Genomic DNA, 21551 nt, shown 5'->3' on the forward strand with positions numbered 1-21551 from the left:
GAGTTCGGGGAGCGGTGTGTTCTGCATCCGTATCGGGCTGCCGAGGCCGGCGTATTGTCGCCTCGGGTCGTCAACGGGGGATTGAGCGCTGTCATGGCCTTACCCGCACGCCAGGAACACCACGAAATCCACGCAATCCACGAGATGCATGACGTCCGCGCGTGTCACCACCGATCGCGGGCGGGCTCCTTTCCGGTACTCCCCTCGCGTGGCGGCCTGACCGCGATCGCCGGCAGAGCGATGCCACGCCACACAGACGCGTCCGTTCACGCGATCTGACGTTCAGCGGCGAGACCCCGACGCCCGCCTCCAAGAGCGCCGTCGAGAGGTCCTCGCATGCGCCTTCACGGTTTTGGTGCCCCCACGAACTCCCGGATCTGCCGGAAGGGTCGGTCAACTTGTCAGGCTTACCTGTCATTCGCTGTGCGGTCATCGGTACCGGCCGCAGGATCGTGGACGACTACATACCGGCGCTCGCCGGCCTGTCCTCCCGTGTCGAACTGGTCGCGGCATGCGACGTGGCCCCGTCGGCGGAAGCACGCCTGATGGAGGCCGTGGCGGACCACGGGTACGGCACGCGCCCGCGGTTCTTCACCGATCATATGTCCTTGCTGGACTCGGTGGACGTGGACCTCGCCGTCGTCGCCACGCCCCACCACACGCACCGCGAGATCACTCTGCAACTGTGCCAGCGCGGCATCCCGGTGCTGAAGGAGAAGCCGTTCGCGCTGTCGCTGGCCGAGGCCCGCGAACTGACGGCAGCCGTGCGCGAGCACGGCGGCCATCTGCGGCTGTGCGTGCAGCGGCGCTACCACCCGCTGTACCGGCGCGCGAGGGAAGCGCTGCAACGCATCGGCGACGTCCGGCATTTCGACGCCTGCTATCAACTCAGCACGGACGCCTACCGGGCCGGATGGCGGGCCAGCGCCAAGACGTCGGGCGGCGGGGCGATCATCGACATGGGGTACCACCTCATCGATCTGCTCCACTGGTTCTTCGGAATGCCGTCGCTCGTGTACGCGAGCGCGGCGCCCAAACTGATCCCAAGCGCCGACTACGACATCGAAGAGACAACGCTGTCGACGCTGAGCTATCCCAACGGTGTCACCGGAACCCTGCGTCTTTCGCTGTGTGAGTCGAAGAAGAGCGAACTGATCCGCGTCTACGGTTCCGGCGGATACCTCGAACTCACCCGGGACCGCCTCGAACGCTACGACCGCTCGAACCACCTGGTCGAGCGGGTGACCGGCGACCGTTCCTGGGACTCGGCGTCCGGCGTGCTCGAAAGCACCCTGGACCACCTGTCCGACCCGCACGTCACCGCACGCGAACTCGAGGACGGCGTGCAGGTCACCGCCACCATCGAGGCGCTCTACCGCTCCATTTCCCAGCAGACCTCCGTACGACCGCTGCACGAGGAGACTGAGGATGCCCGCTTCGGATCTGGCCATCGACGGGGGACAGCCGGTACTGGACCGGCCGACGGCGTATCCATGGCCGAAGCGGCGCTCGGAGTGGTCTGAGCGCGTCCTGAGGCAGCTGGAGAGCGGCAAGCTGTCACTGTACGACCGCTCGGGTGTGGTGGCGGAGTTCGAGGACGCCTGGTCGGCCGCCCACGACCTCCCCTACAGCCTGGTCACCAACTCCGGTACGGCCGCGCTGCATTCGGCGTTCTACGGCATCGGGCTCGGCCCCGGTGACGAGGTGCTCTGCCCGTCGTACACCTTCTTCGCCACCGCCGCCTCGCTGTTCCAGCTGGGTGCCCTGCCGGTGCTGACGGACTGCCGGCCCGACGGCTCGTTCGACCCGCAGGCCGCGGCGCCGCTGGTCACCGCACGCACGAAGGCGGTCGTGATCACCCACATGTGGGGGTTGCCGTGCGACATGGCCGCCGTGGTGGCGTTCGCCGAGGAGCACGGGCTGGACCTGGTCGAGGACTGCTCGCACGCGCACGGCGCGACCTACCGGGGGCGCCCGGTGGGAACCTTCGGCGCGGCGGCGGCCTGGAGCCTGCAGACGCAGAAGCTGGTGGCCGCCGGCGAGGGCGGGGTGCTGGCCACCCGCAGCCGCGAGGTCTACGACCGGGCCCAGCTGCTGGGGCACTTCAACAAGCGGGCGATGAAGGAGATGGACCCGCAGGGACCGCTGTATCCGTACGCGGTGACCGGGCTGGGTCTGAAGTACCGGGCGCATCCGCTGGGGGTGGCGTTCGCGGTGGGGCAGATCGCCGAGCTGCCGTCCTGGATCAAGGGCAAGCAGGCGTTCGCCGAAGAGATCGCGGAGCTGTTCACGCGGATCGAGGGGGTCACGGCGCTGACGCTGTCGACGCCGGAGCGGACCTCCGCGCACTACGCGCTGCTGTTCGACGCCGATCCGGACCGGGTCCCGGGCGGGCGGGACCGGCTGGTGGCGGCGTGCAACGCGGAGGGGCTGGAGGACGTGGACATCCCCAAGGCGACGTCGCCGCTGCACACGTTGCACTTGTTCCGGCATCCGATCTCGCCGGTGACCACCTACGAACGTCCGTGTGTGCGCACGGAGTTCCCCGTCGCCGAGCGGCTGGCGGCGCGCACCTTCAAGATCTCGGTGCCGTGTGCCCCGGCGGGCTTCGAGGAGGAGGACGAGCGATACATGGACGCCGTACGGGCCGTCGCCGGGAAGGTCGCCGACCGGCTGGCGTCCGGGGCACGGGTATCCGGGGCGTCCGCGTCCGAGACGCGCCGGGAGTCCCGGTGAGCGCCCTCTCGGCGGGCGGTGGTCTCAAGGACGCCTCGGCGTCCGCGCGGGTCATCGGCTCGACCACGCGCAAACGCGCCGGGGCGGTCCTGGACGCCGGCGAGATCGCGGGCATCGTCGCCGACTACGTCGCGGGCCGCGTCCCGGACTACCAGATGGCGGCCTGGCTGGCGACGGTCGCCTGCCGTGGGCTGTCGACGGCGGAACTCGTGGCGCTGACGCGGGCGTACACGGCCGGCGGCGGGCGGCTGGACCTGAGCCGGGTGGACGGACCGGTGGTGGACAAGCACAGCACGGGCGGTGTCGGGGACACCACGACGCTGATCGTGGTGCCGGTGGTCGCTGCCTGCGGTGTGCCGGTGGCGAAGATGACCGGCCGGGCGCTCGGCTTCACCGGGGGCACGCTGGACAAGCTGGAGTCGATCGCGGGGCTGCGGACCACGATCCCGGTGGCGGAGATCGTGCCGATGCTCAGTGCGGTCGGCATGGTCCTGACGGGCCAGAGCGCGGATCTCACCCCGGGCGACGGCGCGACGTACGCGCTGCGCGACGTCACCGGCACGGTGGAGAGCATCCCGCTGATCGCGGCGAGCATCATCAGCAAGAAGGTGGCCGTACGAGCCGACGGGCTGGTCCTGGACGTCAAGACGGGCGCCGGGGCGCTGATCCAGGACCGGGATCGCGCGGCCGAGTTGGTGCGCACGATGCTGGCGCTGGCGGCGGAGTTCGGGCTGAGCGCGCGGGCCGTGCTGAGCGACATGAGCCAGCCGCTCGGACCGGCGGTGGGCAACGCGCTGGAGATCCGCCAGGCGCTGGCCGTCCTGCGCGGCGAGCGGGTTCGGGGGCTGTGGGACCTGTGCGCGGTGGTGTGCCGGCTGATGCTGCAGAGCGTGGACCCCGCGCTGAGCGACGAGCAGGCCCAGCCGAGGATCGACCGGGTGCTCGACGACGGATCGGCGTACGAGATGTTCGTGCGGTGGGCCGTCGCGCAGGGAGCGGACGCCGCGGCCCTGGAGGCGGAGCGGCTGCCGTCGGCCGGACGCCGGCTGGAGGTGACGGCGCCCGAGCCGGGCTGGGTGACCGGGATCGAGCCGCGGTCCGTGGGGCAGGCGAGCCTGCTGCTGGGCGCCGGGCGGCTGACGTACGACGCGCCCCTGGACCACGGCGCCGGCGTGCTGCTGCACAAGCGGGTCGGGGACCGTGTCGGCCGGGGCGACGTCCTCGCGGAGCTGTGCTACGACGGCGGGGATGTCGCCGGGGCGCGGGCGCTGCTGGAGTCGGCCTTCCGGATCGGTGACACGGCGGTCGAGGCGCCGCCTGCCGTCCACGAGGTCTTCGCGCCGGATGCGCGGCAGGTCCTGGCGTCGGGGACGGCCTGAGATGCGCGGAGGTGCCCGATGGGGGGCCGCCTGACCGGCCGCGGGCGGGCGGCGCTCCGCGAGGGGCAGGCGGCGCTGCGGCGGAGCGCGCGGGGGCGGCAGATCGGCGAACTGCGGCAGATCGTGGGGCTGTTGCCGGCTGCCGGGCGTGGACCGGTGGCGGCGACGGTGGTGTGCAACGTGCTGCTGGGCGTGCTGCCCGTGGTGTTCGTGGTCGGCAGCAGCGTGATGGTGGGCCGGGTGCCCGGCGCCGTGGCCGACGGGGCCGGTACGGCACGGTGGTCGGGGGTGCTGGGGGCGTTCCTGGTGGCGTCGGCCGCGTTCACGGCGCAGCAGATGCTGGCCCCGGTGCAGAGCGCGCTGGGCGAGCTGGTCGCGCGGCGGGTGGACGGGGCGCTGTTCGGCCGGATCATCGAGGCGTCCCTGCGCGGGCCGGGCATCGGGCCGCTGGAGGACCCCCGCCTGCTGGAGCGGCTCGGCGAGGCGCGGCGGGAGCTGGAGAGCGGCGGTGACAGCCCCGGGAAGGCCTGCGCCGGCCTGCTGCACCTGCTGACCCGGGTGGTCCAACTGGCGGGCTGCGCGCTGGTCGTGGGGTTGTGCTTCTCGTGGGTCGCCGCGGTGGCGGTCTGCGTGGTCGTGCTGGCGATGCGGCACGGGCTGCGACGCGGACTGCGGGGACACATGGCCAGCTGGGCGTCGCTGACCGGGCGCCGCCGGGAGGAACGCTATCTGCGGGAGCTGGCCACGAGCACCGCCGCGGCCAAGGAGATCCGCGTCTTCGGGCTGGCGGGCTGGCTGCGCGACCGGCATCGTGCGGTGGCGCTGGAGTGGATGGCGCCGGCCTGGGCGGAGCGCCGCCGGCTGCTGCTGTGGCCGTATCTGCGCTACACCGCCTTCGGCCTGGCCGTCACGGCGGCGGTGCTGGCGGCGGTCGCGGCCGCGGGAGCGGAGGGCGTCACGCCGACCGGGCTGGCGCTGGCGACGCAGTCCGTGCTGATCGCGGTCCGGCTCGCGGAGTTCTACCCCGAGTCCGACATGCAGATGATCCTCGGCATGAACGCCCATCACGCGCTGACCCGGTTCGAAGAGGGCCTGCCCCCTCCTCCGGCGCGGCGGCAGCCCGCCGGCGGCGCACCGGCGAAGCCGCTCGTGCCGCGACGGGAGATCGTCTTCTCCCAGGTCGGCTTCGGCTACCCCGGTCAGCAGCGGCGCGTCTTCGACGGACTGGACCTGCGGATCGAGGCCGGCAAGTGCACGGCGATCGTCGGCGCCAACGGGGCCGGGAAGACCACGCTGATCAAACTGCTGACCCGGCTGTACGAGCCCGGCGAGGGCCGGATCACGGTGGACGGCACGCCACTGGAGCGCTGCCCGGTCGAGGTGTGGCGCTCGGGGATCGCGGTCGTCTTCCAGGACTTCAACCGGTACGAGACCGACGCCTGGGACAATGTGGGCTACGGCGCCGTCGCCCACAAGGACTCCGCCGCGGCGCGGGAGGAGATCCGTACGGCGGCGCGGGAGGCCGGCGTGGCGGACGCCCTCGAGGCGCTGCCCGGCGGCTTCACCACCCCGCTGGCCGGGCATCTGACCGGCGGCACCGGGCTGTCCGGCGGCCAGTGGCAGCGGGTGGCGCTGGCCCGTGCCCTGTTCCGGCTGCGGCACGGCGCCGGAGTCCTCGTCCTCGACGAACCGACGGCCAGCCTGGACGTACGCGCCGAGGCCCGTTTCTTCGAGGAGTTCGTACGTCCCGGGGTGACCACGGTGCTGATCTCGCACCGTTTCGCCACCGTACGGCACGCCGACCACATCGTCGTCCTGTCCGGCGGCAGGGTGAGCGAGCAGGGCACGCACGACCAACTGATGCGCGCGGACGGCCAGTACGCCCGCATGTTCCGGCTCCAGGCCCACCGTTTCGCCGACGAGCGCCCCCCGTCCGCCGTGCCGGGGGCGCGGTGACGAGCACCGGCCTGTACCGGGCCTCCGCCGACCTGCTGCGCATGTGCTGGCGGCACAGCCCCGCCAGGACACTGACCGCGCTCGGGCTGATGCTGGCCGGCGGTGTCGCGATGCCGCTGGCCGGGCTGGGGCTGCGCGGGCTGTTCGACGCGGCCCAGCGGGGCGCGACCGGGCAGGCGGTGGCCCTCGGGGCACTGGTCGCCGTCCTGCTCCTGGCGGCGCTGACCTGCCGGCACTTCGCGCACATCGCCTACTTCGAACTGGCCGAGCTGAACATGCTCCACTACGGCGACGAGTTGATCTTCCTCGCCAACGGCACCGCCGGCCTGGACGCGCACGAATCCCCGCGCCGCGCCGACCTGTTCACCGTGCTGGAACGGGAGGTCGCCCAGACCCGCAACACCCTGCAGGCGCTGCTGTCGCTCGCCGGACTGGGCTGCGGGCTGCTGCTCACCGTGGTCGTGCTGGCGCTGCTGCATCCGCTGCTGCTGCTCCTGCCGCTGGCCGCCGTACCGCCCCTGCTTGCCGGACGGTATGCCGAGCGGCTCATGGACGACGCCAGGAGCCGCGCCGCCGAACCCGCCCGGCGGGCGCTGGGACTGGTGCGGCTGGCGACCGGCGCCTCCTGCGCGAAGGAACTGCTCGCCTACGGGCTGCAGGAGGAGGTGGGCCGCAGCCACGCGGTGCTGTGGGAGCGGGCCGGTGGCGTCCTCGGGCGGGCGGAGGGGCGGGCGGCCGCGCTGCGCGCGGTGAGCCAGCTGGTGTTCGCCGTCTGCTACGTGGGCGCGGTGCTGCTGGTGCTGCGTCAGGCGGTCGCGGGACGGCAGACGGTGGGGGACGTGGTGCTGGTGGTCGTGCTCGCGGCACAGGCCAACACCCAGGTCGCGCAGACCGTGGGACTGGTGCCGGATCTGCAGCGGCTCACGGGCGTGGACCGGCGGCTGCGCGCGTTGCGGGAGGGCGTGCAGGCCGGGCCGTCGGAGGCGACGGCGGCGCGGGAACGGCCGGCGCACGACATCGTGCCCGCGCCGCGGCGATTGCGGGACGGCATCACGCTGAGCGGAGTGTCGTTCGCCTACCCGGGCGCCGTCCGCCCGTCCCTGCGGGACGTCGATCTGCGGCTGCCGGCCGGCTGCGTCGTCGCGGTCGTCGGCGAGAACGGAGCGGGCAAGTCGACGCTGGTGAAGCTGTTGTGCGGGCTGTACCGGCCGACCACCGGGAGCGTCCTCGTGGACGGCGTCGACCTGCGGCTGATCTCTCCGATGGAGTGGCGGGCCCGTACGGCGGCGGCCTTCCAGGACTTCGTCCGGTACGAGTTCACGGTGCGGGAGGCCGTCGGGGTGGGCGACCTGCCGCGCATCGACTCGGAGGAGGCCGTGGGCACGGCCCTGGGGCGGGCGCGCGCGGCCGGTGTGCTGCGGGCGCTGCCCGACGGGCTGGCCACCCACCTCGGCCGAAGCCACGCCGACGGCACGGAGCTCTCCGGCGGCCAGTGGCAGAAACTGGCGCTGGGCCGGGCGTTCATGCGGGACGGGCCTTTGCTGACGGTTCTGGACGAGCCGGCCTCCGCTCTGGATGCCGAGGCGGAGCACGCGCTTTTCCAGCGTTATGCCGCTCAGGCCGAAAGGTCGGCGGCGGACGGCGGGATCACCCTGCTGGTTTCCCACCGTTTCTCCACCGTGGGAATGGCGGATCTCATTGTGGTGGTCGCGGACGGCCGGATCGCGGAAGCCGGGGACCATACGACGCTGCTGAAACGCGGTGGTCTGTACGCGGAGCTGTACACGCTTCAGGAACGCGGCTACCGATGAATATGACCGGAACCGATCCCTGGTGCGCACCGGGAAAATGTGGTGTGATTTCCGGGTGTCTGACGAAGAGATACTCATCACACGCCTTCATGAGGCGGGATACGCGGCCGAATCGGTGGAGAAGGCCACCGGCGGAGTGGTCGCCATTGCCGGACTGGTGACTTTGGAGGACGATTCCCAGCTCTTCGCGAAAACGCTTCTCGGGCCGGACCGGGACATTTTTCCCGTGGAAGCCGCCGGCCTGGCGGAGCTGCGCGAGACCGGCGGAGTGCTCACCCCGCCGGTGCTGCACGCCTCCTCCCGGTTGCTGGTGCTGGAGAAGATGCAGCCACGCCCGGACGACGACGCGTTCTGGGAGCGGCTCGGCCGGGCGGTCGCCCACCTGCACACCTCGACGACCGCCGAGCGGTTCGGCTGGCACCGACCGGGCTGGCTGGGCCGGCTGCGCCAGGACAACACCTGGGACGCCGACGGATACGCGTTCCTCGCCGAGCGCCGCATCCTGCGCTGGCTGTCGGAGCCCCTGGTCGAGGAGGCGTTCGACGCCACCGAGCGCCAGGCCCTGGAGCGGCTCTGCGCGAGCCTGCCCGACCTCGTGCCGCAACGGCCCCCTTGTCTGACCCACGGGGACCTGTGGCAGGAGAACGTCGTCTCGACCGCCGCCGGAGAGCCGGTGCTGATCGACCCCGCGGTGTCCTACAACTGGCCCGAGACCGACCTCAGCATGCTGTGGTGCTCGCCGCGCCCGCCCGCCTCGGAGCGCTGCTTCGCCGTCTACCGGGAGATCACGGGGATCGACGACGGCTGGCGGGACCGGATGGAGATCTTCCACCTCAGGGAGCTGCTGAGCACCATCGCCCATGACGACGACGACTGGGGCGCCGCCGAGGCCGTACGCAGGATCATCGCCCCGTTCCGGCGCAGCGGTCAGCCGGCGCCGGTGTGAGCGCGGTCCGCCCGCTGCTCGCCCGCACGCCGCTTGGCCTCCCGGGCGGCGTCGTAGGCGCGGAATTGGCGCTTGAGCTCGGGGCCCGTGTCCTGCCAGCCGGGGTAGTCCGCGTAGGCGAGGGAGCAGGGTGCGAAGCGGAACCGGGGGTCGTCCACGTCGATCCTGCCGTCGTTGTCGTCCAGATGACCGAGGAAGCGCTGTGACTCGCCCACGATCGACCGGTGCACCAGGTGCCACTCGCCGGACGAGTAGGCCGCCACCCTTCTGGCCAGGCGGCGCCGTGCGGAGGCGGTCCACTTGAAGTGATGGACCTGGGCGTAGACGTCCTCGACGGGTGCTCCCCGGCCCGTCCAGGCGTAGTGCTGGCCCAGGTCGAGCTCGACCGTGCCCCGGCAAAGCGTGATCTTGGTCGGCCTGCCGTCCAGCAGGGCGAGAGTGAGCCGGCCGGCCAACGGATACTGGCGCCACAGCGGGGCGCCGCCGTGGGGCAGCGGGCCGGTGAGCAGGCCGTCGGCGCTGACCCGGTCGAGGAAGGCGCCTTCGACGAAGTCGTAGCCGTGCTCGTCGCAGAAGGCGGTGATGTCGGCCGGCGGCCGTTCGTAGACGTGGAATTCGTCGAGGTCGGCGACGCACCACCAGTCGTCGGGCCAGGCGCTCATCTGTTTCCGGATGAGGGCGGCATTGAGGTCCTCGTGCCAGGGGGCCACGCAGATGTCGGCGAATGCGAGCCCGGCCTGCCGCATCACGTCCACGGAAGGATCCAGGGCCGGATCGTCGAGGCTTTCCACATGCCGTATCACATGGAAGCTGTCGACTCCCAGCTCGCGGTAATGATCCAGGAAATAGGGCAGCAAAGACACATCGCCGCCCACCACGGAAACCAAGCGTAAAGTCACGTACATCACTTTCTGGCGGTCCGGGGCGCTCTGTCAAGAAGCCGCCGTACGATGCCGTGCGATGTGCGGTGAGGGGAACGCGTGAGCGCGATGACGCGAATAGGATGGTTTCTGGCGCACGAGGAATGGCAGCCGGAGGAGCTGGTACAGCAGGGAATACGTGCCGAATCCGCGGGTTTCGACGCGCTTTTGGTCTCCGACCATCTTCAGCCCTGGACGGACAGCGGCGGAGCGGCCGGGTTCAGCTGGGCGAGCCTGGGAGCGCTGGCCGCGTCCACCCGCACGGCGACGCTGATGACGGCGGCCGTGTGTCCGCTGTTCCGGATGCACCCGGTCCTCGTGGCGCAGGCGGCGGCGACCGTGGGCCGGATCTCCGGGGGCCGCTTCGAACTGGGGCTGGGGATGGGGCAGGCGGTCAACGAGCTGCCGCTGCTGCCCGCCGCCGCCCTGCCGCCGTACCGGGAGCGGCTGGCGCGCACCGAGGAGGCGCTGCGGCTGATGGACGCGCTGCTGGCAGGCGCCGAGGCGGACTCCGAGGGGCCCCATTACCCGGTGTCGGCCATGCGGCTGCACAGCCCCCCGCCCGCTCCGGTGCCGCTGCTGCTGGCCGCGTCGGGACCGAGGTCGGCGCAGGCCGCCGGACGGCTGGCGGACGGCGTGATCACGTCGGTGAAGGAGGTCGGCCACACCCGCCGGACGGTCGTGGACGTGGCCCGGCGGGCCGCCGCCGAGGCGGGCCGCCGGCCGCCCCGGATCGTTCTCACCTGCTTCCTCGTCCTCGCCCGCGACGACGAGGAGGCGTGGGAGGCGTTGCGGCCCTGGCGCGGCATGCGCACCCCGCGCCGGATGGAGGAGAGCAGCCCGCGCCGGCTGCGCGAGGACGCCGACGCGCTGGGCCGCGAAGGCGTCCTGCGGCGGTTTCCCCGCTACGGCGATGTGGCCGCGGTGGTGGAGCGGTGCCGGGAGATCATCGACGGCATCGCCCCCGACGTGCTGGCCCTCCAAGTGGCGGCCGTCGACGGGGGCGAGGCGGTGAAGCGGCTGAGCGAGGTGCCCGCCCGGCTGCGGAGCTGATGCGGTGATGGGCAGGGGCCCGACGGTGCGAGGGGCCCGGTTGCGGGGCTTGCGGCGGCTACTTGCCCAGGGCGGCGAGCAGTGCCTCTTCCGTCCGTTCGGCCATCTTCTGGAGGGTGAAGTGAGAGAGCACCTGTTCACGGGCCCGCTCGCCCGTACGGTGGCGCAGCGACTCGTCGGAGAGCAGCTCGACCAGGGCGCCGGCGAGGTGGGCGGGATCCGGGGACGGCACCAGACGGGCCGCCAGGGGGTCGCGCACCAGCTCGTCGATGCCGGGGAAGTCGCAGGTGAGCAGGGGCCGTCCGCAACTCATGGCCTCCAGCATCACCAGGCTCAGCCCTTCCCCCGAACTCGGCTGCGCGACGACGTCGGCGAGGGCCAGCACCTCCGGCATCCGGTGGAAGGTCACCCCGCTGTCGATGCGGACGACGTCGTCCAGGCCGAGCCGGCCGATCTCCTCCCGCAGCGTGAGGGGGTAGTCGCCGGAGGAGGAGCTGACGGCGCCGGCGATCAGCAGGCGCGTGCGGGGCAGCCGGGCGTGGACGGTGGAGAAGGCCCGGACGAGTTCCAGGATGCCCTTGCGCGGCTTGAGTTGGGCCGCGCACACGACGACGAGATCGTCCGGGCCGTACCCGTAGTGCCGGCGCAGCTGGTCCGTCTCCCGGTCCGGGCGGAATCTGCCGGTGTCCACGCCGTGCGGGATCAGCCGCGTGACGGCGGCCGATCCGTGCCGGCGGGCCCGGTCGGCGTAGTTCCCGGCGCAGGCGAGCACCAGCGAGGGGCGCAGGATCTCGTGGACGACGCGCAGCCGGGCGACGCCGAGGGCCTGTGCCTCGGGTTCGTGCTCGTGGAAGGTCGCCACCCACGGTATGTCCCGGTCCAGCGCGATCCACTTGCCGGGCAGGGCGGCGTCCAGCGTGTTGGTGAAGACCAGATCCGGCCCGAACTCCTCGGCGCAGGCGGCCAGTTCGGGCGCCAGCGAGAAGGCCATCTGCTCCCACAGCACCTTGCTGGGGTCGGCCAGCAGGTCCCGGTAGGCGGTGAGGCGGCGGACCGTCACCCCACGCGGGTCGCCCTCGACGGGCCGTCCGGAGGGGTCGTCCCGCGGTGCGTCGGTCACCAGCATGACGTCATGCCCCCGGGCGGCGAGCCCTTCCGAGATCACATGCGCGTAGGTCTCCGCACCCCCGGTCGTGGGATGGAAGCTGGAGGCGATCATCAACAGTCTCATGTCACTCCGTTACCACCGGTGTCGTCCCGCACCGAGCATGCCCCTCGCGCCACAACCTCACGCCGACTCACATCCCGTTCGCCATCGGGGAGTTGCCGTTCTCGGCCACGGCGCCACCACGCGCACGTGGTAGTGAGGTACGGGCCGCCGAGCGGCGTGTTTCTCCCCGTCCGTCCCGTACGAAGGCGAGGTCACCCTCGATGATCAGTGACGACCTTGACGCCGGCCGCGCCGCCGGTGCTTCCCTCACCCAGTGCCAGGAGTTGACCGGGGCGTTCCGGCGCCGCGCGAAGATGCCGGTCACCGCCGACGTCGCGCTGCTCGACGCGTGCGCCGAACTGGGGGAATTGAGCGGGGCGTACCTGAAGAACTGCGGTTACGCCCCTTCGGGAGGCGGCGTCCCCCCGTCGGACCAGGTGCGCGCGGAGTTCGGCGACGTGCTGTTCGCCCTGCTCGGCTTCGCGGACGCGGCCGGGCTGGACGCGGGGGCCGAGTTCGCCGCGACGCTTGAGCGGTACGAGAAGCGGTTCGCCGGCGGGGCGGGGGAGCGGCATGGGTGACTACCACGTCCATCTGCACCCGCACACGCCCCGCCCGGACAGCCCGCCACCGGGCGTCTATCCCAAGGGGCACGTCGACGCCTACGTCGAGCGGGCCCTGTCGCGGGGTGCGCGCGAGGTGGGCTTCACGGAGCACATGCACCGCTTCGTGGACCTGGAGCCGGTCGCCGCCGGGTTCTGGAACACGGGTGAGTCGGCCGATCTGTCCGAGCGGTCCCGGCGCTACTACTACGACGAACTCAACCTCCGTCTGGACCGCTACACCGAGGCCGTCCTCGGCGCCCGGGACCGCGGGCTGCCGGTGCTGCTCGGGCTGGAGGTGGACTTCCTGCCCGGGCGGATGGACAAGATCCTCGACATCCTCGCCGCCTACCCCTTCGACTACCTCATCGGGTCCGTGCACTGGATCGGTTCCTGGGCCGTGGACCACGACGGGATGACGGACGAGTTCGAACGGCGCGGCGTGCGGCGGTCGTACGAGGACTACTTCCGCCTGGTCGCGGACCTCGCCGAGTCGGGCATCGTGCAGGTGCTGGCCCATCCGGACGTGGTGAAGAAGTTCGGCCACCGCTGCGAGCAGGAGCCTGTGGACCTCTACCGCCGGGTCGTCGACGCCGCGCGGCGCGGCGGGGTGGCGTTCGAGGTGTCCAGCGCGGGGCTGCGGTACGAGGTGACGGAGCCGTACCCGGCGCCGACGCTGCTGCGCATGTGCCACGCGGCGGGAGTGCCGATCACCCTGGCCAGCGACGCGCACTACCCGGACCAGGCGGCGGACCGGTTCCGCACACTGGTCCGGTACGCCCGCGCCGCCGGCTACCGCGACCGGCTGAAGTTCGACACCGGGGGCGGGCGGGCACTGGTGCCGCTGCCCGACCCGGACGACGACGAGGACTGGCCGGGGGTGGAACGGGGCTGAAGGCGGGCCCGGTTGAGCGCGGGTGCGTCGGGGCCGTCGGACGGCAGCACCCTCCTGGACCACGGGGCGTCGTGGCGGGGGAACGTCACTGTGTAGCGGCCAGCCCCTGCCGTACGGCACGGCGCACCACGGGGGTCAGCACGGCGGCGGCCGTCGCGAACAGCGGGCGCGGTACGCGGTTGCGTAACGCGCCCAGCGCCATGGTGCCCACCGCGCGCCGTCCCACCCGGGTGTCCAGGCCCTCGCCCGACGGGGACGCGCCTGCCGCCGCGGCGCAGACGCCGAGTCCGAACGCCGCGATCCACAGCTCGGACAGCAGGTGATCGCCGATGAGCCGGCGCGCGTGCCCGGCATCCGGTTCGCGGCGCAGGGCGTTGCCGGCCAGACGCAGCACGTGGTCCGCGTCGTGACCGAGATCCGCGAGCGCCGTGAGGGCGGGCACCTTGCGCCAGCCTTCGTCCGCCGACGGGTCACGGAACCGGAAGTAGGCGCCCGGCTGGCCCCACCAGGACAGTACGGGCACCGCGTCGATGCCCGTGACCGCCCGCCGCAGGTCGACGCCGGCGAGGGAGGTGGCGCCCGCGGTCCAGGCGGTGGCGCAGCGCATGCCGTGACGGCCGTTGCCGGTCAGGCTGGCCCCGTCGCGGTGCTCCACCGCGTTCGGTACGGCGACCAGCGGGGTGACGCCGGCCGACTGCAGGCAGCGGCGCAGGGCGACATCGTCGGGTTCGTCCCCGGCGAGTGCCTCTGCCAGCCGTTCGCCGACGTCCTTCGCGAGGGCCACCGGCATGACGACGGCCTGTGTCGGCACGTAGTTGTCGACGACCTCGGCCCACCCCGCCCCGCACAGGGCCGCGACGCGGGCCACGGAGGCGGTCCACGACCCCCACTCCACGAAGAGGGACGCCACACCGTCCTGGCGGTGCTCGATCAACTGCTGTAACAGGTCGAGAAAGTTGGCGGTCAACCGCACGTCGTCCTGGAGCACCAGATGGTGGGTGGCCCAGGGTGCCGCCGCGGCCCACGCCTTGCGGGCCGACCGCAGCGAGCCACGCTCCCCCTGTGGTCCGCTGTCGCACACGATACGCAGGTCGAGGTAGGGGTGCTCGGCTCGTAGCCGCCGGGCCATGTCCAGCCGCAGCTCGTGGGTCATGACCGCGATGGAGATCCGCCAGTTCCGCTCGGGCACCTGTCCCGCCTTTCCACGAGTGAAGGACACCGGAAGGGCGACGAGTCAGCGACAGCCCACCACCCCACCCGGTTCTTCCATCCCCTGAACCACGGCAATCCCCGCCGTGGTGTCCGGGCCGGCACAGCCCGGTACGCGGACCTCGCCGCCCGCCCCACCGCACGCTGTGGGGCGGGTCGTCCCGGGAAAGCGGGCGGCCGGTGGTGACGCCGTGGCCGTCATGTCCGGTCCGTGTCGAGGTGGAGAGCCAGGTGGGGGCAGGCCGCGACTGCCCTGCGGGCGTGGGCGAGCAGGTGGTCGGGCACGTTCCGGTTCGTGATGACGGGATAGCCCCATTCGTCGAGGTGGATCAGCTCGGGGAGCAGCTCGCCGCACAGGCCCTGCCCGGTGCAGGCGATGCGGTCCACGCGCAGGGTCTTGGCGGGGGTCATCGCCAGGTCTCCGGGGGCATGGCGGGTGGTACGGCGATCAGCGGTGACCGGCGGCGTGCGGCAGGGCAGGCGCCGTGGGCGAGGTGGTGGCCGACGTCGTCGGCGAAGACGCGCAGGGCGGAGGCGGCCAGGCGGGCGGCACCGTCCGGGTGGCGGCAGGCACCCCGGTTGGGCAGCAGACCGGTGCGCCTGTGCAGCCGGGGCAGCAGGTCGGCCTCGGCCCGCCCGGCGGCCAGCGCGGCGAAGTCCTCGGCCACGGCGGGCAGTCCGAAGCGGCAGGGTCCGCACTGGCGGGCGCCGTGGGCGGCGAGGTAGGCGAGCATGTGCGCCGTCTCGCGCAGCCCGCACACCGAGTGCGGAAGCGCGATGAGCACGCCCGCACCGGGTGCGGCGCCCAACGGGGCCATGTCGCGCCGGGTGAAGGGGGTGTACGTGTGTTCCGCCGGGAGCCAGGTGCCGGCGAAGCCCCCGGTCAGGACCGCTCGCACGGGCTGGGTGGGACCTCCGGCGCGGTTGAGGATCTCGGCGACCGGGGTGCCGAGCGCGACCTCCTGCACGCCGGGCGTGGCGACGGCGCCGGAGACGGTGACGAGTGTGGTGCCGGGCTCGTGCTCGGTGCCCGCCTGCCGGAACCAGCCGGGGCCGTGGCGGGCGATGAGGGCGAGGTGGGCGAGGGTCTCGGCGTTGTGGACGAGGGTGGGGCGGCGGGCGACGCCGCGTTCGTGGGCGGGCGGCACGCTGCCCTGAGGGCGGGCGGGTCCCCCGTTGAGCCAGCGCATCAGCGAGGTCGACTCGCTGGATACGTAGGCGTGCGGAAGGGCGTGCAGGCGCAGTCGCACCCGGTCGAGGTGGGCGTGCCGTCGTTCCTCCAGGGCCGCGCTCAGCTGCCGGTACTGGACGGTTCGGGTGCGGGGCAGACACACGTGCACGGTGTCGGCGTCCACCGCGAGCGCGGCCAGGACGGCGCCGTCGAGGACGAGGTGGGGTGCGACGGCGAGCAGGAACTGGTCCTTGCGGCTGGCGGGTTCGCTCTCCATCGCGTTGACGACGACCACGGCCCGGCCACCTCCTCGTCTCGCCACAGCCCGCAGTTTGCGCGCCGTGGGGAAGCCGGCGCCGCCGCGGCCGGTGAGTCCGGCCGCCTCGACGGCGTCGACCAGTGGCATCGACGTACGGCGAGGGTGTGCCGCGACGGGTGCCGGTCCGTGGCGTCGGAGGTGATCGGCGAGGGTGGCGGGCGCCCCCGTTGCGCACCAGGCGGACAGCAGCCGGACCGGGGCAGCACCGTGCGGGTGGGGCGTGCGGTGCTCGGGCGCGAGGGGTACCGGGGCTGAGGAGTTCATCGTCCGCCTCCCAGGAGGATCGTCGTGGTGGCGGCACGCTGGGCCCAGCCCGGCTGCAGCGGCCCGGCGGCGAGGAACGCGGTCAGTACCACGGGTACGGCCGTCACGGCCGCGGCGGCCCCCAGGCGTGCGAGGACCCGTCCCGGACCGGCCGTCGCCAGTCGCCACCACACGGCGGCGACCGCCGACGCCAAGCAGGCGGCGTACAGCCACAGTTGGAGGGGGAGCCGGATGTCGGTGCCGGTCCCGACGCCGTGGAAGAGGGCGGCAGGCCAGGCGGCGTGGGCGAGCCGATGCACGGCCTTCCAGCGGCGCACCCCCATCCGCAGCCGCAGCACGCTGGTGACCAGCACCGCGAGCAACAGGTCGAGCGCGGCCGTACCCAGTCCGAGCCAGAGCGGCCGGTAGGAGGCCCCGAACGGCACCACGGACACCGCCCAGCTCAGGTGGACGAATGGATCGAGCACCGCTGTCAGCACGTGCACGGCGAGGAACACCAGGGTGAGCAGGGACAGGTTGCGGTGCAGCAGCCCGATCTCGAAGCGACCGATCCGCCGAGGCGTGGCCCGCCCACCGGACGCGATGCCGAGCACCACGGTGGCGGTGAGCAGGATCAGGGCGACACTGCCGCCCGCCCGGCTGGCGTACCACAGGGGGCTGCCGGTCACGGCGAGCGTCGTCATCGCGGGCCTGCCGGGGTGGTGGTCGTGCTGCCGGCCGGTGCGGGGGCGTGGGAGTCGGGCGGCCAGCCGCCGACGCGGACGACGGTGCCGTCGAATCCGGTCAGCCGGGCGGGCAGCGCGGTGTCCCGCAGCCAGTTCAGGGCCCGCTCACCGAGCACGATCACCGCCGTGCTGATGGCATTGGCGTCCACGCAGGTGGCGGCCGCGACGGTGACCGTGCGCCACACGGGTGCGGCACACTCGCCGGTGGCCGGGTCGACGATGTGGTGCAGGACCCGTCCGCCGCGCCGCCAGGTGCGCACCCGGATGCCCGAGGTCGCCAGCGCCCCTGCGGTCACCGCCACCGCGGCACCGCCTTGGGGAACGGGCCGGGCATGGTCGTCGGCGACAGCGATCCGCCAGCCGCCCTCAGGCGCCGGTCCCGCGGTCGCCAGGTCACCGCCGAGGCTGACCAGAACACCACAGCCGGTGACTGCGGCGGCCTGCCGGGCCGCACGGTCGGAGGCCATGGCCTTGGCGGTGGCGCCCAGGTCGAGGCGGGTGTCCGGGGGCAGGCGCAGCCTGCGGGTGCGGGGGTCGAACGCGATCTGCCGCCAGCCGGGCGCCGGTCGGGCCACGGGGACGGGGCGGGCGCCGGCGGACGACAGGGAGGCGAAGGTGCGGTCGTAGCCGAGCGCGATCACGGCGCTGCCCACGGTCGGGTCCACGGCACCATCGGTGAGACGGGCGGCCCGCAGCGCGGCCTGCAGGGCTTCGGCGAAGTAGGCGCTGACCGTCGTGGTGGCGCCCGCGCTCACATTGACCCGCGTGAGCTCGGAGTCGAGCCGGAAGCGGCTGCAGGCGCGGTCGACGGTGGCGAGTTCGGCACGCAGCGCCGCTTCCGCGGCCGGCAGGGCGCTCGCGTCGGTGACCAGCAGCGCGGCCGTTGTGCCGAGGGCCGGGAAGACGACCTGAGACGGGGGTACCGGGGTGCGCGGCGTCATGACGCCCCCGTCGTGGTCTGCGGCTGCTGCTGGGTCGCGGTGGGCGGCTGGGCCGGGGGCTGCGGAGCCGGCCGCGTGACCACAGCGCCGCCCTCCTCGTCGTCCTCCCCGTCGTCGTGCCCGTTCGGCTGCGCGCGTCCCTCATCGTCCTGGCCCACCGCGGTGGCGGTGGACGCCGCAGGGGCGTGCACCGGTGCGTTCGCCGGCGCGGGGGCCGCCGAACCGCCCGGCAGCACATGGGTGTAGACGCCGCCCAGGGCCGCCGCGCCGGCTGCGGCCGTGGCCGCGATCCACAGGGCGGTGCGGCGGCTGCGGCGCAGAGCGCGGTCGCGTGCGTGCGAGGAGAAAGCGGGGGCGGGTGTCGGCGGGAAGTCGTCGGGTGCGGCGGCCATGGCAGCGCTCCTGGAGATCGGCGGCCCGGATCGGCTGTGTCCCCTCCAGGCTGTCCTCAGGGCATCCTGGAACTTCCATGCGTGTCCTTCAGAACCGGTAAAGATCTCCGCGTCCCGCCTCGCTCGGGCCCGCTGTGTGGCCACGGGGGCAGATCCAGTACGACGGTCAGTCCGCCACCGGGGGAGTCTTCCAGGCGCGCGGTGCCGCCGTTGGCGGTGACCAACCGGTGCACGATGGCCAGCCCCAGGCCCGTGCCCCGGGCGTGCGGGTTGCCGAACCGGCGGAAGGCGACCGCCTTCGCCGTGTCCGTCATCCCCGGTCCGTCGTCCTGCACGGAGAGGCGGACCCGGTCGCCTGCCGCACGCCGGTCGACGGTCACGCTCCCGCCGACGGGCACGGCCTCCACGGCGTTGGCGATCAGGTTGTCGAGGATCTGCTCCAGGTGACCCGAGCCCAGCGCGACGGTCTGGGCCCGCCCCGCGGACACGGCGGTCAGCCGTACGTCACGTTCCTCGGCGACGGGCGACCAGGCGGCCACCCGCTCGGCCACCACGTCGTCGACGCGCACCGCGGTCGGGCGCGGGGTCGCCTGCTCGGCACGCGCCACTGCCAGCAGCCCGTCGACCAGCCGGGACAGTCGGGCGATCTCCTCCTGCGCGGCGGCCAGTTCCTGGGCGGTGTCGCCCTCGCTGCCCGCGGCCAGGACGTCAAGCCGCAGCCGCAGCGCGGCCAGTGGTGTGCGCAGCTGATGCGACACGTCGGCGATCACGGCCTGGTGTCCCTGCACCAGGGCTTCCGTGCGGGCCGCCATGGTGTTGAAACTGGTGGCCAGCCGGCGCACCTCGGGTGGTCCGGGCCCGACGTCGGCCCGCTCGTCGAGGGCGCCCTCACCCAGTCGGCGGGCGCTGGAGTCCAGCGTCGACAACGGACGGCAGACCCAGCGGGCCAGCCGCACGGACAACAGCGCGGAGGCGGCCAGCCCTGCGGCGCCGATGGCGGCCGACCAGCCCCAGATGGCGGCGATACGGGCGTTGAGCGGGTCGGCGGAGCGGGCCAGGACGACGGCTCCGGCGGGCCTGCGCACCTCACCGGCCGGTTCCGCGGCCAGCAGCCGTCCCTCGTTCTCCGGTGGCTCCGGCTCCTGCCCGCGCAGCACGTCCGTGACCAGTTCCTGCGCCTCCTCACCCTGGGCCGCGGTACACGGCGTACTGGCCACCACGCGCCCGCGGGCGTCGTACACCGCGGCGCAGTCCCCCGCCCGGGCCGCGCGGTCCAGCTCCCGGCGCATGACGGTCGGCGATTTGTCGTCGGAGAGGTGCTCCTCGGCCGCCGCGGCGATCACACGGGTGGCCGCCCGGGTGCTGTCGCGGTAGGCGACGCGCTCCCGCGCCGTCATCGACACCGCCAACGGGACCACCGCCAGCACCAGCAGCACGGACGTCAAGGCCAGCAGCGTCCAAGTGACCCGGCGCTTCACGACCGCTCCTGCGGCTCCTGCACCGCTCCCAGCCGGAACCCCTGCCCGTAGACCGTCTCGACCAACCCCGGCACGCCGAGCTTGCGGCGCAGTGCCGCCACGTGCACGTCCAGCACCTTCGTCGGCCCGTACCAGTGGGCGTCCCAGGCCCGCTCCAGGATCTGCTGCCGGGTCACCACCCGGCCCGGGTCTGCTGCCAGGCACTCCAGGATGCCGAACTCCTTCGGCGTCAGGGCCACTTGGCGCCCGCCGACCGAGACCTGCCGGGTCCGCAGATCCAGCGCCAGCGGCCCGTGCCGCAGGATCTCCGGTCCGGCCGGGCGCCGGCGACGCAGCACGGCCCGTATCCGCGCCAGCAGCTCGGCCAGCCCGAACGGCTTGACCAGGTAGTCGTCGGCGCCCTCGTCCAAGGCCACCACCCGGTCGGCCTCCTCACCCCGCGCGGTCACCGCGATGATCGCGGCATCCGACCGGGCGCGGAGCCTGCGGCACACCTCGACACCGTCGATGTCCGGCAGCCCGAGATCCAGCAGCACGACGTCGGGTGTGGGCGCGGTCAGGGCCGCCCGCCCGGTGCGGACGTCCTCGGCCGCGTATCCCGCCTGCCGCAGACCGCGCACCAGGGACTCCGCGATGCCGCGATCGTCCTCCACGACCAGCACGCGGTTCTCCCCGGCAGCCCCCTTGGTCTGGGCGTCCATGCGTACCGCCCCCCTCTCGGCTGAGGGGATCTGCTCCGCTGACTCTCCCAGGCTGCGTCGGCGCCCGGCGCCGACGGTAGGGGCCAACCGTCCCCCGTCGAGAGGAGCGTTGGGGTTGCGGTGCGTCCTGACGTTGGCAGGCGGTGGGGTCTCGCGACCAGCTCAGGCTGAGGTCACAGCAGTCGGTCGACCAGCCCGTCCACGTAGTCCGGGGTCAGCGGGCCCATGCCGAACAGGACTCGGATGTACATCGGAGCCAGTACGTGGTCCAGCACGCCGAACGCGTCGGGTGCGTGCTCGCCGCGTTCGCGGGCGCGGTCGAGCATGGACTGCAGTTGGCGGCCGCGTTCGGCGAGGAGGTCGTCGAGTGCCTGCATGCCCTGCTGGCCGTTGCTGGACAGCGCCACGGCCAGACGCAGCAGGGCCAGGCCGTCCGGTCCGGTGATCTCGCGGGCCACGTTGGCCGCGTAGGCGCGCAGGTCGCCGGCCAGACTGCCGGTGTCGGGCATCGGTGACCGTGCGTTGAGGCGGGTGAGCACCACGTCGGTGAGCAGGGTTTCCAGGCTGCCCCACCGGCGGTAGATGCTGCTGTCGGCCACGCCGGCGCGGGCCGCGACATCGCCGACGGTGAACTTGCCGTAGCCGCGTTCGCTGATCAGGTCGGTGACGGCCTGGTGCACCGCCGCGCCGACACGGGCGCCGCGCCCGCCGGGTCTCCGGGCTCGTTGTCGCTCCTCCACGCTCCCACCTTAACGCAGTTGGGGCTTGCGTTTACGTGGAGGGTCTCTTTACAGTCGCCTAACGCAGCCGAGAGCTGCGTTAGGCGTTCCTAGGACCTCCAGG

At 73.0% G+C, this 21551-nt stretch carries 20 protein-coding genes; 9 read left to right on the plus strand and 11 right to left on the minus strand.

Annotation, left to right across the window (positions count from 1 at the left end; all coding sequences use genetic code 11):
• The first annotated feature begins 161 nt into the window (after positions 1-161).
• Genes ACYF6T_RS19960 through ACYF6T_RS19985 form a run of 6 tightly spaced genes read left to right on the plus strand, consistent with a single transcriptional unit; the run spans position 162 to position 8828 of the window.
• Positions 162-1523: a Gfo/Idh/MocA family protein gene (locus tag ACYF6T_RS19960; RefSeq protein WP_461698140.1), complete on the plus strand. Its 1362-nt coding sequence runs from the start codon at positions 162-164 to the stop codon at positions 1521-1523.
• Positions 1429-2736 carry a DegT/DnrJ/EryC1/StrS family aminotransferase gene (locus tag ACYF6T_RS19965; RefSeq protein ID WP_461698141.1) on the plus strand — a complete coding sequence of 436 codons (1308 nt, stop codon included), beginning with the start codon at positions 1429-1431 and terminating at the stop codon, positions 2734-2736. Before ACYF6T_RS19960 ends, ACYF6T_RS19965 begins: the two co-directional genes overlap by 95 nt.
• Positions 2733-4115, plus strand: coding sequence for a thymidine phosphorylase (locus ACYF6T_RS19970; protein WP_461698142.1), 1383 nt, complete (start codon positions 2733-2735; stop codon positions 4113-4115). Before ACYF6T_RS19965 ends, ACYF6T_RS19970 begins: the two co-directional genes overlap by 4 nt.
• A gap of 18 nt (positions 4116-4133) precedes the next feature.
• The gene (locus tag ACYF6T_RS19975) at positions 4134-6071 is read left to right on the plus strand and encodes an ATP-binding cassette domain-containing protein (RefSeq protein ID WP_461698143.1); all 1938 of its coding nucleotides are present in this window, start codon (positions 4134-4136) and stop codon (positions 6069-6071) included.
• Positions 6068-7882: an ATP-binding cassette domain-containing protein gene (locus ACYF6T_RS19980; protein ID WP_461698144.1), complete on the plus strand. Its 1815-nt coding sequence runs from the start codon at positions 6068-6070 to the stop codon at positions 7880-7882. The genes ACYF6T_RS19975 and ACYF6T_RS19980 overlap by 4 nt, the downstream gene beginning before the upstream one ends.
• A 37-nt stretch (positions 7883-7919) precedes the next feature.
• Positions 7920-8828: a fructosamine kinase family protein gene (locus ACYF6T_RS19985; protein WP_461698266.1), complete on the plus strand. Its 909-nt coding sequence runs from the start codon at positions 7920-7922 to the stop codon at positions 8826-8828.
• Here ACYF6T_RS19985 and ACYF6T_RS19990 read toward each other — a convergent pair.
• Complete coding sequence (locus ACYF6T_RS19990) at positions 8810-9706, minus strand: glycosyltransferase family 2 protein (protein ID WP_461698145.1); 897 nt, start codon at positions 9704-9706, stop codon at positions 8810-8812. The genes ACYF6T_RS19985 and ACYF6T_RS19990 overlap by 19 nt on opposite strands.
• Positions 9707-9817: 111 nt before the next feature.
• Between ACYF6T_RS19990 and ACYF6T_RS19995 the strand changes: the two genes are divergently transcribed.
• Positions 9818-10801, plus strand: a complete 984-nt coding sequence (locus ACYF6T_RS19995; protein WP_461698267.1) for an LLM class flavin-dependent oxidoreductase — start codon at positions 9818-9820, stop codon at positions 10799-10801.
• A 58-nt stretch (positions 10802-10859) separates the two neighbouring features.
• On the opposite strand, the gene ACYF6T_RS20000 is transcribed toward ACYF6T_RS19995, so the two are convergent.
• Positions 10860-12032, minus strand: coding sequence for a glycosyltransferase family 4 protein (locus tag ACYF6T_RS20000; RefSeq protein WP_461698146.1), 1173 nt, complete (start codon positions 12030-12032; stop codon positions 10860-10862).
• 200 nt (positions 12033-12232) lie between these two features.
• On the opposite strand from ACYF6T_RS20000, the gene ACYF6T_RS20005 reads away from it, so the two are divergent.
• Together ACYF6T_RS20005 and ACYF6T_RS20010 are read left to right on the plus strand one after the other, a co-directional pair.
• Complete coding sequence (locus ACYF6T_RS20005; RefSeq protein ID WP_461698147.1) at positions 12233-12592, plus strand: hypothetical protein; 360 nt, start codon at positions 12233-12235, stop codon at positions 12590-12592.
• Entirely contained in the window at positions 12585-13508 is a 924-nt protein-coding gene (locus ACYF6T_RS20010) for a histidinol-phosphatase (RefSeq protein ID WP_461698148.1), read from the plus strand. Before ACYF6T_RS20005 ends, ACYF6T_RS20010 begins: the two co-directional genes overlap by 8 nt.
• 85 nt (positions 13509-13593) lie before the next feature.
• On the opposite strand, the gene ACYF6T_RS20015 is transcribed toward ACYF6T_RS20010, so the two are convergent.
• The 9 genes from ACYF6T_RS20015 to ACYF6T_RS20055 all read right to left on the minus strand — a co-directional run bounded on the left by ACYF6T_RS20015 (position 13594) and on the right by ACYF6T_RS20055 (position 21448).
• The gene (locus ACYF6T_RS20015) at positions 13594-14697 is read right to left on the minus strand and encodes a hypothetical protein (RefSeq protein ID WP_461698149.1); all 1104 of its coding nucleotides are present in this window, start codon (positions 14695-14697) and stop codon (positions 13594-13596) included.
• A 218-nt stretch (positions 14698-14915) separates the two neighbouring features.
• Positions 14916-15128, minus strand: coding sequence for a ferredoxin (locus tag ACYF6T_RS20020; protein WP_461698150.1), 213 nt, complete (start codon positions 15126-15128; stop codon positions 14916-14918).
• Entirely contained in the window at positions 15125-16294 is a 1170-nt protein-coding gene (locus ACYF6T_RS20025) for an NADH-ubiquinone oxidoreductase-F iron-sulfur binding region domain-containing protein (protein ID WP_461698151.1), read from the minus strand. The genes ACYF6T_RS20020 and ACYF6T_RS20025 overlap by 4 nt, the downstream gene beginning before the upstream one ends.
• A 173-nt stretch (positions 16295-16467) precedes the next feature.
• The gene (locus tag ACYF6T_RS20030) at positions 16468-17154 is read right to left on the minus strand and encodes a ferric reductase-like transmembrane domain-containing protein (RefSeq protein ID WP_461698152.1); all 687 of its coding nucleotides are present in this window, start codon (positions 17152-17154) and stop codon (positions 16468-16470) included.
• Positions 17151-18137 (minus strand): FAD:protein FMN transferase, encoded by a 987-nt coding sequence (locus tag ACYF6T_RS20035; RefSeq protein ID WP_461698153.1) that lies wholly within the window; start codon positions 18135-18137, stop codon positions 17151-17153. The genes ACYF6T_RS20030 and ACYF6T_RS20035 overlap by 4 nt, the downstream gene beginning before the upstream one ends.
• The gene (locus tag ACYF6T_RS20040; RefSeq protein ID WP_461698154.1) at positions 18134-18529 is read right to left on the minus strand and encodes a hypothetical protein; all 396 of its coding nucleotides are present in this window, start codon (positions 18527-18529) and stop codon (positions 18134-18136) included. Before ACYF6T_RS20040 ends, ACYF6T_RS20035 begins: the two co-directional genes overlap by 4 nt.
• A 56-nt stretch (positions 18530-18585) precedes the next feature.
• Positions 18586-20007 (minus strand): sensor histidine kinase, encoded by a 1422-nt coding sequence (locus ACYF6T_RS20045; protein WP_461698155.1) that lies wholly within the window; start codon positions 20005-20007, stop codon positions 18586-18588.
• Positions 20004-20708: a response regulator transcription factor gene (locus ACYF6T_RS20050; RefSeq protein WP_461698156.1), complete on the minus strand. Its 705-nt coding sequence runs from the start codon at positions 20706-20708 to the stop codon at positions 20004-20006. Before ACYF6T_RS20050 ends, ACYF6T_RS20045 begins: the two co-directional genes overlap by 4 nt.
• Positions 20709-20881: 173 nt before the next feature.
• Positions 20882-21448 (minus strand): TetR/AcrR family transcriptional regulator, encoded by a 567-nt coding sequence (locus tag ACYF6T_RS20055; protein ID WP_461698157.1) that lies wholly within the window; start codon positions 21446-21448, stop codon positions 20882-20884.
• Positions 21449-21551: the final 103 nt, after the last annotated feature.

It is taken from the genome of Streptomyces sp. 7R007 (assembly GCF_054850255.1).